Here is an 11640-nt window from a genome sequence, read left to right as displayed (position 1 = left end):
ATTCCCAGGGTGTCCGTTGTGTCCGGGCCATAGCTCATCAGCCCAGACCACGCCCTGACAAGGGTTGTCGTTAAAAATTGGTTTAGACCTATAGTCGGCAGCCGCTGATCAGCGCACCTTCAGGGCTTCGGGGGCCGGGCCGCACGGGCCGGACTCCATGGTGGCTCCACCGCCGACACAGGCGGTCATCGGCGCGCCGTGGTCCGGCCCGACGGCCAGGTATGTGCCCGAAGCGGTGTCCAGGACGTATGCCTGAGCATCCGCGACATGGAAGTACATGCCATGGAGGGCGAGCCCGCCCTCCGCCACCCGCCGCGCGACACAGGGGTGCTCCATCAGGTGGTCGAGCTGCTGCAACACATTGATCAGCGCCAGCCGCTCCATATGGTCGGCCACCGGCCGGTTGGCCAGCGCGACCTCGCCGCGCCCCAGCCGCCCGATCCGCTCCATCCGGGCCAGGCCCGGATGGCCGTGGCGCAGCCAGCGCACCAGCGGCGTCTGCGTGTCGGCGCCGGATGGCCCGGTGCCCGACGCTCCGCCGCCCGCCCCGGGTAGTGGAGCCGGCTGAACCGGGACCGACGAGCTGAGCAGCGCCTGCATCGCCCCGCACCCGGAGTGCCCGCACACCGTGATGCTGCTGACCTTGAGCACCTCCACCGCGTACTCGATCGCCGCGCCCACCGAATCGCAGGAGCCATCGGTGCCTGGCGGTGGCACCAGATTGCCCACGTTGCGCACGGTGAACAGATCGCCGGGTCCGCTGGAAGTGATCATGCTGGTGACCAGACGGGAGTCGGCGCAGGTCAGAAAGAGCTGGGTGGGCCGCTGCCCCTCTCGTGCCAGCCGGGCCAGCTCGTCGCGCACCAGCGGTGCGGTGTTGCGCTGGAACGCGCTCACGCCGCCGAGCAACTGCCCGCCGCTGTGCTCGCCGCCTGGCGCGGCCGCCGGGGCGGGGCGGACGCAGCGGTGGTTGCGCCAGGGCGTCCACGGTCGGCAGGTGTCAGTACTGGACGGCTCCGCGATCCGCCGCTCCGACCGGCCGCCGAGTGCCACCCGGCCGCCGCGCGCCCGGTGCCCCTCGCGGCGCAGCGCCGTAAAGCGGCGCAGCGCCGTAAAGCGGCGCAGCGCCGTAAAGCGGCGCAGCGCCGTAAAGCGGCGCAGCGCCGTAAAGCGGCGCAGCGCCGTAAAGACGGCGACCGCGACGCCGACGGCCATACCCTGAAGCACCCCAAGGACCACGACGCCGCCCAACGTGGCCACATACACCGGGAGCTCGCGATCTCGCCGGACATCCTTGATGTGCGCGAAGCCCACCATCTTCACGCCGACCACCATGATCAGCGCGGCCAGCGAGGCCAGCGGGATCAGCTCCAGGAGCCCGGTCAGCAACCCCGCGCAGAGCAGCACCCACGCACCGTGCAGCACCGTGGAGCGCCAGGTGACGGCACCGGCCCGGACAGGGGCCCACCCCCGGTTGGCACCGCCCGCGATCGGCAACCCGCCCAGCAGCCCGGACACCACATTGGCGGCTCCCTGCCCGGCCAATTCCCGATGGAGCCGGTTGGGCCCGTCGGAGTGAGGGCCGGGGCGAGCGCCGTGAACGGCGGCGGCGGACAGCAGCGACTCCATGCTCGCCACAAGAGTGACGGTCAGCACGGCGGCGATCAGACCGAGCGCCGGGCCGTCCGGGAACCCGGGGAGCGCGGGCGCTTCCCAGGACGGCAGCTCGACGCGCGGCAGGGACATCCCCACGCCGGTCGCGCTGGCCGCCGCCACCGCGGCGAGCGGCGCCGGAACCGCTCGCGCCATACGCCCCGCCCGGCTCGGCAGCCGCGGCCAGAGCGTGAGCACCCCTACGGTGACCGCCCCGACCAGCAAGGTGGCCGGGTGCGGATCGCTCAACTCGGCGGGCAGGGCGGCGAGGTTGTCGATCACCGACCCGTCGGGCCCCTCTCCGAGGAGCACATGCAGCTGGCCGACCGCGATGACGACGCCGAGCCCCGCGAGCGTCCCATGGACGATGGCCGGGCAGATCGTGAGCGCCGTGCGGGCGACCCGCAGCGCACCGAGGGCCAGCTGGGCGATCCCCGCGAGCACCGTGATCGCACAGGTGGTCCGCCAGCCGTATCTCTGCACCAGGTCGGCGGTGACCACCACGAGGCCGGCGGCCGCCCCGCTGGGCCGCAACGCGGCGCCACCGAGCAGCCCGGCCACGAGGCCGCCGACGGCGGCGGTCACGAGCCCGGCCTGGAGCGGGGCGCCGCTGGCCAGCGCGATGCCCAGGGAAAGAGGAACGGCGAGCAGGAAGAGGACGATCGAGACGGTGAGATCCCTGCGGCAGGAGGCTCCGTCGGTCCGGTCCAAGAGCTTCGACATTCCCGTCTCCTCCGGGGCTTCGCGGTCGCGGACAAGCGCGCGGCCGTGGGTCACGGCGTACTGCGGTACTGACTCCCAAGTATTGGTAAATGAATCGTAATGCTGAGTAAAGTCGGTGGGAAGCTTTTTGCGGGAGAGTGTCCCCATATTCCATCTATCGGGTGAATAGTCATTTGAAATGCCTTGTCATCCTCTGTCGTTTCTTCCTCTCATGCGAGGTTGGCTCCCATCCGGCCGAAGCTCCCCGGGTCAAGGAACGACAAGAGGGACGAGGTGGCGGCATGAGAGTCAGAAGAAACGTCACTGCAGGGCTTGCCGTGGCGGCTGCGCTCTCCGTGCTGGTCAACTGCTCGGGAGATTCCGGGGATGGGCACGGGTCCGGCGGCCACGCGGCTCCGCATCGCGACAGGGACCGGCCCCACAAGGGCCCGGCCGCGCCGAAACACCCGAAGCGGGCGGCGAAAGCGGTTCGGCTCATCGGCGACGGATCGACCTCCTACACCGGCCCTCAGCCCCATCAGCCACGAACCGATCCGCTCGAACCCGGTGAGAAACCACCGCAGTTCGTCGTCTTCTCCTGGGACGGCGCGGGCCAGGACGAGCAGAAACTGTTCTCCCACTTCCGGGCGGTCGGCAAGAAGTACGACGCGAAGATGACGTACTTTCTCAGCGGCGTGTACCTGCTGCCCGTCGACAAGCGCGATCTCTACGACCCGCCGAAGCATCCGCGTGGCGCCTCGTCCATCGGCTTCAACAACATCGAGGGCATCAAGGACACCGTGCGGCAACTCCGGGGTGCCTGGCTGGACGGCAATGAGATCGGCACCCACTTCAACGGCCACTTCTGCGGGCGCCACGGCGGAGGCGGCACCTGGTCCACCAGCCAGTGGATCAGCGAGACCCGGCAGGCCGAGTCCTTCGTCGAGAACTGGAAGACCAACTCCGGCCTGGAACACGAGAAGCCGCTGCCTTTCGACTACGGCGAGGAGCTCATCGGCGGCCGTGCCCCCTGCCTGGAGGGGCAGAAGAGTCTGATCCGGGCGGCCAGGAAGATGGGCTGGCGCTACGACGCGAGCTCGGTCGGTGGTCTCCAGATCTGGCCCCACAAGATCCACGGCATCTGGGACTTCCCGCTCCAGCAGATCCCGGTGCCGGGCCGCTCGTTCGAGACGCTCTCGATGGACTACAACTTCCTTGCCAATCAGTCGCGGAAGACCAAGGGCGCCCGGTCGAAACGCGCCGCATGGGGCCGTCAGATGCGCGACGGCATGCTCGCCGCCTTCGAGCGGGCGAACGAGGGCAATCGCGCACCGCTGTTCATCGGCAACCACTTCGAGTCCTGGAACGGCGGAATCTATATGCGCGCCGTCGAGGACGTCATCAAGGAGGTATGCCCACGCAAGGGCGTGCGCTGCGTCTCCTTCAAACAGCTGGCCGACTGGCTGGACGCGCAGAACCCCTCTGCGCTGGAGAAGCTGCGCGCCCTGGACGTCGGCATGCGGCCGCCCGGTGGCTGGAAGCACTATCTGGCTGCCGAGCCGACCTTGTCCCGGTCGGCCGCCCAGGCCGACCGGGAGCGGGAACACGCGTCGGGTCGGAAGCACGCGTCCGAGCGGGAGCGGACCTCCGAGCGGGAGCGGACATCCGGCCGGGATCACCAGCGGGATTTCGAGCGCGAAGGGCGGACTAGGCGGGAGCGGGAGTAGCCGCCTGCCGCTCGTCCGTGACGAACTCATCCAACGCGAAGGCGGGGTCGACCTGGGCAGCCAGATCGGCGCCCGTCTTCTCGTTTCCCCAGCTCTGCGCGTTCTTCAGATGGAAGTGCACCATCTGGCGCGTGTACCGCTGCCAGTCGCGCCGCTCGTACGACCCGTCCACCGCGTCGTGCAGCGTCCGCAGCGCATCGCGGTTCGGCTGCTCCAACTCCTCGAATCGGGGCGGGCGGCCCTTCTCCATCGCCCGGACCCAGTCGGAGTGGCCGAAGGTGACCAGCAGGTCCTCGCCCACCTCCGCGCGCAGAAAGGCGAGGTCATCCGGTCCCTGCACCTTGTTGCCCACCACGCGCAACGCCACGTCGAAGTCCCGGGCGTACTCCTTGTACTGGCGGTAGACAGCGATTCCCTTGCGGGTGGGTTCGGCGACCAGGAACGTCATGTCGAAGCGGGTGAAGAGCCCGGAGGCGAAGGAGTCGCTGCCCGCCGTCATGTCGACGACGACGAACTCCCCGCGCCCGTCCACGAGATGGTTCAGGCAGAGCTCGATCGCGCCGACCTTGGAGTGATAGCAGGCGACCCCGAGATCGGACTCGGTGAAGGGGCCGGTCACCATCAGCCGCACCTCCCCGCCGTCCAGCGGTACGGTCCGGGCGCACGCCTCGTAGACGGGGTTGTCCTCGGTGATCCGCAGGAGCTGTGACCCCTCACCCGGCGGGGTTGTCTTGATCATGGTCTCGGCAGAGGCGATCCGGGGGTTCGTGCCGCGCAAGTAGTCCTTGATCAGTGGAAGATGGGCGCCCATGGCGGGCAGGGCGGCGGCCTCCTCCTCGTCGAGACCGAGCGCCGCGCCCAGGTGCTGATTGATGTCGGCGTCGACGGCGACGACCGGGGTGCGGGTGGCTGCGAGATGGCGGATGAACAGCGACGACAGCGTCGTCTTGCCACTGCCGCCCTTGCCTACGAAAGCGACCTTCATGTTCACGTAGCGTAGGTGAGCGATCTCGTCCCTTGAGGGATTTACGTGAAGAAGACCACTCCAACGAGGGGCGCCGGGGGCCGGGTGCGTAGGGTCGTACTCATGAGTACGTCAGCAGACCCCCTCGCCGCCCTGGCCGCGCTGCCCGGCGTGACCGAGTCCGTGGACGCCGTACGTACGGCTGTGGACCGGGTCTATGGCCACCGGGTGATGCGCCGCCGCAGCAATGAGGTCAGTTCCGAGGCCGCATTGCGCGGAGCGCGTGGCTCCGCCGTCCTGGCCGGCGCCGACTGGGCGCTTGAAGAGGTGCGCCGGCGCACCGACTTCGGGGCGGAGGGCGAGCCGCAGACGGTGGGTGCGGCGCTGCGGCTGACCGCCGAGGCGGGGCAGCTGCTGAGTGTCTGGCGCCAGTCGCCGCTGCGGGTGCTGGCCCGGCTGCATCTGGTCGCGGCGGGCGGAGCGGAGGCGGACGAAAGAGTGGGGCGGCCCCGGCTGGCGGGTGAACCGGTGGAGGAGCCGCTGGTCGGGCTGGATCTGCCACTGCCGGACGCGGACGAGGTGGCGGGGCGGCTCGACGGGCTGGCGCGGCTGCTGCTCGCGGGCAGCGAGGCCCCGGCACTGGTGACCGCCGCGGTGGTGCACGGTGAACTTCTCGCCCTGCGGCCCTTCGTCTCCCGTAACGGCATGGTGGCGCGCGCGGCCGAGCGGATCGTCCTGGTCGGCAGTGGGCTCGACCCCAAGTCGATCTGTCCTGCCGAGGTGGGGCATGCGGAGCAGGGCGTCGCCGCGTACATGGCGGCGCTGGAGGGCTATGCGTCCGGGACGCCGGAGGGGATGGCGGCGTGGATCGCGCACTGCGGGCGGGCGGTTGAGCTCGGGGTGCGGGAGTCCACGGCGGTCTGCGAGGCCCTGCAGCGCGGAGCGGCCTGACGCCCGGACAGAGTTGCGGCGGCACCACTGGGGTACCGCCGCTGGCACATCCGCCGGGTTACCATGCGTGCACAGAATTCGCCCATCAGGCCAGGTTCTTTGCCTGCTACCTGGTGAGGCTGGCCCGTATTCGACGGGTCGGCGTCGCGTGGGTGCTCAGCATCCGTGCTCGGTCCGTGGGGCCTTGGTGCGTCTGGGGGAGATCCTCCCGGATACCCCTGGTCTCGCGGGCCTTCAATTCCTTTCTACTCCTGCGACAGGCCAAGCGGAACCCCTGGCCGCAGATCTTTGCTGTTGCCCTTAAATACGGGCATACAGGGCGCGGCGCCGATTGGTGTACCAGACCAGTCCGGCGGTGGCGACCGCCGCGCCGACGGCCACGGCCACGGCGAGCACCGGGCGCGGCGGCATGGAGAGCGAGGGCACCCGCTGCTTCAGCCGGACCGGGCGGTCGAAGGTGAGGACCGGCCAGCCGCGGGTGGCCGCCTCGCGCCGCAGGGCCCGGTCGGGATTGACCGCGTGCGGATGGCCGACCGACTCCAGCATGGGAAGGTCGGTCGCCGAATCGCTGTAGGCGTAACAACGCGACAAGTCGTATCCCTCGGATTCCGCCAGCTCGGCGATCGCCTCCGCCTTGGTCGGGCCATAGGCGTAGTACTCGACCTCGCCGGTGAACACCCCGTCCTCGACGACCATGCGGGTGGCCACCACGCGGTCGGCGCCCAGCAGCTCGCCGATCGGCTCGACGACCTCCGCCCCCGAGGTGCTGACGATGACCACGTCCCGCCCGGCGGTGTGGTGTTCCTCGATGAGCGAGGCGGCCTCGTCGTAGATGATGGGGTCGATGAGATCGTGCAGGGTTTCCGCGACGATCTCCTTCACCTGCTCGACATTCCATCCGCGGCAGAGCGCCGAGAGGTACTCGCGCATCCGCTCCATCTGCTCGTGATCGGCGCCACCGGCTAGGAAGACGAACTGGGCATAGGCGGTGCGCAGTGCGGCGCGGCGGTTGATCAGGCCACCCCGGTAGAAGGACTTGCTGAAGGTGAGCGTGCTTGACTTCGCAATGACCGTCTTGTCCAGGTCAAAGAAGGCAGCTGTCCGAGGCAAGGAGTGGTTTTCCACGACGCCGAGCATAGGGCCCACCATTCGGCGTAAGCTGAGGCGCGTGGGTTTGCCTGAGAAGGCTCTCGGGTACACCATGGAAGTCACGGATCGTTCGCGACCGTGCTAACCCGGCCCGACTCCTCCCCCCCCGAGTCGGCCGTGGGGACGACCCCCGCTCTCCCCCCCGGCGGGGGTCGTCGCATGTCCGGACACCTTTTCGGGTCCTCACCTGATCGCGCTCCCCTCGTCGCGGCCCGTGAGGCTCTCCCTCCCCACCAGCCTGAACGGTAACCGTGCGTAATCGCTAGGCTGCTCTCCGGAAGTCACTGGTTTAGGTGACTGGGATATTCACAACTGATGAGTTGTCCACGGTTTTGGACCAAGATCCCCAAGATTTCCTCGATCCCCGCATCGTGATTCTCGGCGATGTTCGCGCTCGCCGTTAGCGGCAGTGAAAGCACGTAACAGATAAGGGGGAGGGGATCGTGACTGCATCCATCACACCGGAACGTCCGACGCCGGCCGAAGGCGGGCGGAGCAGACCGCTGATCGTCACCGAGGACGAGGAGCTTCTCGACGATCTGCTGCGGCTATGCGCGGCGGCCGGAGCCGAGCCCGAAGTGGCGCACGGCATGCCCACCCGCCGGGGCAGCTGGGAAGGCGCGCCGCTGATCCTGGTCGGCGACGATGCCGCGGCCCGGCTGTGTGGCCGCACACGCAGAGAAGGCGTCCTGCTCATCGGGCGTGACCTCGACGACCACGGCATCTGGCGTCGGGCGGTGGCTCTCGGCGTGGACAACGTGGCGTTCCTGCCCGATGCCGAGACCTGGCTGGTGGACCGGATCGCCGATGTCGCGGAGGGCGTGGGCCGGCAGGCCCTGACCATCGGGGTCATCGGCGGGCGCGGCGGAGCGGGCGCGTCTACCCTGGCCTGCGCTCTGGCGGTCGGCGCGGCCCGCTCGGGCCGGCGCACCATGCTCATCGACGGCGATCCGCTGGGCGGCGGCCTCGATGTGCTGCTCGGCGGCGAGGGCGCGGAGGGGCTGCGATGGCCGGCCTTCGCCGAATCGCGGGGCCGGGTCGCCGGAAGCGCGCTCGAGGAGTCGCTGCCCGAGCTCCACGCCCTGCGGGTGCTCAGCTGGGACCGCGGCGATTCGGTCGTCATCCCGCCCTCGGCGATGCGGGCGGTGCTGGCCGCGGCGCGACGGCGCGGCGGGGTCGTGGTGGTGGATCTGCCCAGGCGGGTCGACGACGCGGCCGCCGAGGCCCTGGCCCAGGTGGACCTCGGTCTGCTGGTCGTCCCCGCGGAGCTGCGGGCCGTCGCGGCCGCCCACCGGGTGGCCTCCATGGTGAGGATGGTGCTGAGCGATCTGCGTGCGGTGGTGCGCGGCCCGTGCGGACCGGAGCTCGACGACGAGGAGATCGCGCGGCTGCTCGGGCTGCCGCTCGCCGGCCAGCTCCCCTCCGAGCCGGGATTGCCCGCCGCCCTCGACTGCGGGGAGCCCCCGGGCGGCAGCGTCGACGGGCCGCTCGCCCGGTTCTGCGCCGAGTTCTGGGCGCGTGCCCTGGCCGGCGAAGGGGGTGTCCCCGCATGAGCGTCACCCCGCCCGACCTGCTGGACGCGGTGCGGCTGCGGCTGGCCGAGAGCGGGGCCGAGCCGACGCCCGCGCGGGTGGCGGCAGCCCTGCGCGAGGAGGGGCGGCTGCTGGGTGACACCGAGGTGCTCGGTGTGGTCACGGCCCTGCGCTCCGAACTGGTCGGCACCGGGCCGCTCGAGCCGCTGCTGGCCGCGCCGGACGTCACGGACGTCCTGGTCACCGCTCCCGACGAGGTATGGGTCGACCGGGGTTCGGGGCTGGAGCGCACGACCGTCACCTTCGCCGACGCGGCCGCCGTGCGCAGGCTCGCCCAGCGGCTTGCCGCGGTGGCCGGGCGGCGGCTCGACGATGCCCGGCCATGGGTGGATGCCCGGCTGCCGGACGGGACGCGGCTGCACGCGGTGCTCCCGCCGGTGGCGGTCGGCTCGACGTGTCTGTCGCTGAGGGTGGTTCGCCCGAGGGCGTTCTCGCTCGCTGAGCTGATGGCGGCCGGCACCGTGCCGCCGGGCGGTGCGCAACTGCTGCGGGCGATGCTGGACGCCCGGCTGTCGTTCCTGGTCAGCGGCGGCACCGGATCGGGCAAGACGACTCTGCTCAGCACCCTGTTGGGGCTGGTCGGCAAGGATGAGCGGATCGTCCTCGCCGAGGACTCGGCCGAGCTGCGCCCCGACCATCCCCATGTGGTCCGGTTGGAGACCCGCCCCGCCAACCAGGAAGGCCGGGGCCAGGTCACCCTGCGGGATCTGGTGCGGCAGGCGCTGCGGATGCGCCCGGACCGGCTGGTGGTCGGAGAGGTGAGGGGCTCGGAAGTCTGCGATCTCCTCAGCGCCTTGAACACCGGCCATGAGGGCGGCTGCGGCACCGTCCACGCCAATTCGGCGGCGGATGTACCGGCCCGGCTGGAGGCACTCGGCTCGACCGCCGGCCTTGACCGGGCCGCGCTGCACAGCCAGTTGGCGGCCGCCCTGTCGGTCGTGGTCCATCTGGTGCGGGACCGCGGCGGGCGGCGAAGGATCGCCGAGCTGCATGTGCTGGACCGGGACCGGGCGGGCTATGTGACGACCGTCCCGGCAGCCGTATGGGGGCTGGAGGGCTTCCAGCGGTCAGCGGGCTGGCAGCGGCTCCAGAAGCTGTGCGCACGGGGCGGAGGAGCGGCATGACCGGCGCGGGAGGGGACCCCGGAGCGCTGGCGCTGTGTGCCGCGGTGCTGTGTGCGGGAGCGGCCGTCTGGCTGCTTGCCGGACGGGACCGGGAGCTGCGCCGGGCCAGGGTGCTGTTCGCGGGCGGCGGGCCCGCCGAGCCCGCCGGGCCGGATCCGGCCCGGCGGCTGTTCGAGACGGCCGCCGGGCTGCGGGAGCGCTGGCGGGTCAGGTACGGCGGGCGGATGGGGCGTGAGCTGCTGTGTCTGCCCCTGGGATGCCTGGTCGCCCTGCTCGGCGCGTCGGTCCTGCCGCTGCTGGGCGCACTGGCTGCCGTTCCCGTCGTCGGCCGGTGGCTGCGAGCCCGGGAGCGCCGCCGGGACCGTGAGCGGCGCGCCGCCGGGGTGATCGAGCTGTGCGGCGCGGTGGCTGGTGAGCTGCGGGCCGGGCGGCAGCCCGGCGAGGCGCTGCTGGCGGTGCCCCCGGGAAACCTCGGGGAGCGCTGGGGGCTCGTCTCGGCCGCCGCGCGGTTCGGCGGGGATGTGCCCGAGGCGCTGCGGAGGGCGGCCCGGCTGCCGGGCGCGGAAGGGCTGACCGGGGTCGCGGCCTGCTGGCAGGTGGCGGTCGACGAGGGCGCTGGTCTTGCGGCCGGGCTCGACCGGGTGGCCGAGGCGCTGCGCGCCGAGCGGGACCAGCGGGAGAGCCTGCAGGCCAAGCTCGCGGGGCCCAGAGCCACCGCCGTCGCGTTGGCGGTGTTGCCCGTCATCGGGCTCGTGATGGGCAGTGCGCTCGGCGCCGACCCGCTGCGGGTGCTGCTGCACACCCCTGCGGGGCTGGGCTGTCTGCTGGTGGGCGGCCTGCTGGAGTGGGCGGGGCTCGCCTGGACAGCCCGGATGGTGCGATCGGCGTGCGGACCGGAGCGGCCGGTGGCCCATGAGCACTGACGTTGTCCACAGCCTGGGGATCGCGCTGTCCTTCGCGGCGGCCGTTCTGTGCACGGCGATCACCGTGGTCGAGGCCCGTCGGGAGCGGGCCGCCCGGCGGCGGCTGGCGGTACTGCTGCCGGGCGCGCCGGACGGGCGGCCCGAGCGCCCCCGGCTGTGGCGGAGGTGGCGCGCCGAGGTGCGCGAGGGAGCCTGCCTGGCCTGGGCGGCGGCGGGCGGCGCCCTGCTGGCTGGGCTCGTGCTCGTGGAAGGGCCGCTGGGGTGCCTGCTGGGTCTCGTCGGCGCGTGCGGTGTCCGGTGGTGGCAGCGGCGCCGCCGGACCGCCGGTGCGCATGCCGGGCGCGACGGCCCCCTCACGGACCTCGCCGCACGCCAGATCCCGCTGGCCGCCGATCTGCTGACCGCCTGCCTGGCGGCCGGGGCCGGCCCGCGCAGGGCGGCAGAGGCGGTGGGCCTCTCGCTCGGCGGCCCGGTCGGGGAGCGGCTGGCACAGACCGCGGCGGAGCTGCGGCTGGGAGGCGAACCGGCCGCTGCCTGGGGGCGCGTGGGCGCCCTGCCGGGAGCACGCGGGCTGGCGCGCGCCTTGGAGCGCGCCGGGACGACGGGCGCACCGGCCGTGGAGCCGGTGTCCCGGCTGGCGGCCGAATGCCGCGCCGAGCAGACGCGGGAGGCAATGAAACGGGCCGAGCGCACCGGGGTGCTGGCCAATGCCCCGCTGGGCGGCTGCTTCCTGCCCGCGTTCCTGCTGATCGGCCTGGCCCCCGTGATGATCGGGCTGGCCCACGGCCTGGCGAACGGCAGCTGAGCGCCCACCACACCACACAACGCACACCACACAAAACCAGACGCGGTATG

9 protein-coding genes are annotated in these 11640 nt (G+C 71.6%); 6 read left to right on the top strand and 3 right to left on the bottom strand.

What is annotated here, in order from left to right:
• Window positions 1–108: 108 nt before the first annotated feature.
• Window positions 109–2376 carry a SulP family inorganic anion transporter gene (locus tag ABZU99_RS24985; RefSeq protein ID WP_356228000.1) on the bottom strand — a complete coding sequence of 756 codons (2268 nt, stop codon included), beginning with the start codon at window positions 2374–2376 and terminating at the stop codon, window positions 109–111.
• Between the two features lie 281 nt (window positions 2377–2657).
• Here ABZU99_RS24985 and ABZU99_RS24980 point away from each other — a divergent pair, with 281 nt between their 5' ends.
• Window positions 2658–4082, top strand: a complete 1425-nt coding sequence (locus ABZU99_RS24980; protein WP_356047848.1) for a hypothetical protein — start codon at window positions 2658–2660, stop codon at window positions 4080–4082.
• Here the strand turns inward: ABZU99_RS24980 and ABZU99_RS24975 are convergent.
• On the bottom strand, window positions 4063–5067 hold the full coding sequence (locus ABZU99_RS24975) for an ATP-binding protein (protein ID WP_356047846.1): 1005 nt from the start codon (window positions 5065–5067) through the stop codon (window positions 4063–4065). The two genes, ABZU99_RS24980 and ABZU99_RS24975, sit on opposite strands and share 20 nt — an antisense overlap.
• A gap of 102 nt (window positions 5068–5169) precedes the next feature.
• Here ABZU99_RS24975 and ABZU99_RS24970 point away from each other — a divergent pair, with 102 nt between their 5' ends.
• Entirely contained in the window at window positions 5170–5997 is an 828-nt protein-coding gene (locus ABZU99_RS24970) for an oxidoreductase (RefSeq protein ID WP_355947275.1), read from the top strand.
• Window positions 5998–6297: 300 nt separating this feature from the next.
• Here ABZU99_RS24970 and ABZU99_RS24965 read toward each other — a convergent pair whose 3' ends face one another.
• A complete protein-coding gene (locus ABZU99_RS24965) occupies window positions 6298–7134 on the bottom strand; it encodes an HAD family hydrolase (RefSeq protein ID WP_355947340.1) in 837 nt (278 codons plus the stop codon).
• 455 nt (window positions 7135–7589) lie between these two features.
• Between ABZU99_RS24965 and ssd the strand changes: the two genes are divergently transcribed.
• Genes ssd through ABZU99_RS24945 form a run of 4 tightly spaced genes read left to right on the top strand, consistent with a single transcriptional unit; the run spans window position 7590 to window position 11590 of the window.
• On the top strand, window positions 7590–8699 hold the full coding sequence (gene ssd / locus ABZU99_RS24960) for a septum site-determining protein Ssd (protein WP_356047844.1): 1110 nt from the start codon (window positions 7590–7592) through the stop codon (window positions 8697–8699).
• Window positions 8696–9862: a TadA family conjugal transfer-associated ATPase gene (locus tag ABZU99_RS24955; protein WP_355947281.1), complete on the top strand. Its 1167-nt coding sequence runs from the start codon at window positions 8696–8698 to the stop codon at window positions 9860–9862. The genes ssd and ABZU99_RS24955 overlap by 4 nt, the downstream gene beginning before the upstream one ends.
• On the top strand, window positions 9859–10785 hold the full coding sequence (locus ABZU99_RS24950) for a type II secretion system F family protein (RefSeq protein WP_355947284.1): 927 nt from the start codon (window positions 9859–9861) through the stop codon (window positions 10783–10785). The genes ABZU99_RS24955 and ABZU99_RS24950 overlap by 4 nt, the downstream gene beginning before the upstream one ends.
• Window positions 10775–11590 (top strand): type II secretion system F family protein, encoded by an 816-nt coding sequence (locus tag ABZU99_RS24945; RefSeq protein ID WP_355947287.1) that lies wholly within the window; start codon window positions 10775–10777, stop codon window positions 11588–11590. The genes ABZU99_RS24950 and ABZU99_RS24945 overlap by 11 nt, the downstream gene beginning before the upstream one ends.
• The last annotated feature ends 50 nt before the right edge of the window (window positions 11591–11640 follow it).

This window comes from Streptomyces sp. NPDC005266, from assembly GCF_040607655.1.
GTDB lineage: Bacteria > Actinomycetota > Actinomycetes > Streptomycetales > Streptomycetaceae > Streptomyces.
The sequence above is the reverse complement of the archived record's forward strand: the minus strand, read 5'-3'. Positions and strand labels throughout refer to the sequence as shown.

What these genes read in the sequence shown, in the direction of transcription:
- ABZU99_RS24985 (WP_356228000.1), bottom strand. Translation starts at nt 2,376, where the DNA reads ATGTCGAAGCTCTTGGACCGGACCGACGGAGCCTCCTGCCGCAGGGAT.
- ABZU99_RS24970 (WP_355947275.1), top strand. Translation starts at nt 5,170, where the DNA reads ATGAGTACGTCAGCAGACCCCCTCGCCGCCCTGGCCGCGCTGCCCGGC.
- ABZU99_RS24980 (WP_356047848.1), top strand. Translation starts at nt 2,658, where the DNA reads ATGAGAGTCAGAAGAAACGTCACTGCAGGGCTTGCCGTGGCGGCTGCG.
- ABZU99_RS24950 (WP_355947284.1), top strand. Translation starts at nt 9,859, where the DNA reads ATGACCGGCGCGGGAGGGGACCCCGGAGCGCTGGCGCTGTGTGCCGCG.
- ABZU99_RS24975 (WP_356047846.1), bottom strand. Translation starts at nt 5,067, where the DNA reads ATGAAGGTCGCTTTCGTAGGCAAGGGCGGCAGTGGCAAGACGACGCTG.
- ABZU99_RS24945 (WP_355947287.1), top strand. Translation starts at nt 10,775, where the DNA reads ATGAGCACTGACGTTGTCCACAGCCTGGGGATCGCGCTGTCCTTCGCG.
- ABZU99_RS24955 (WP_355947281.1), top strand. Translation starts at nt 8,696, where the DNA reads ATGAGCGTCACCCCGCCCGACCTGCTGGACGCGGTGCGGCTGCGGCTG.
- ABZU99_RS24965 (WP_355947340.1), bottom strand. Translation starts at nt 7,134, where the DNA reads ATGCTCGGCGTCGTGGAAAACCACTCCTTGCCTCGGACAGCTGCCTTC.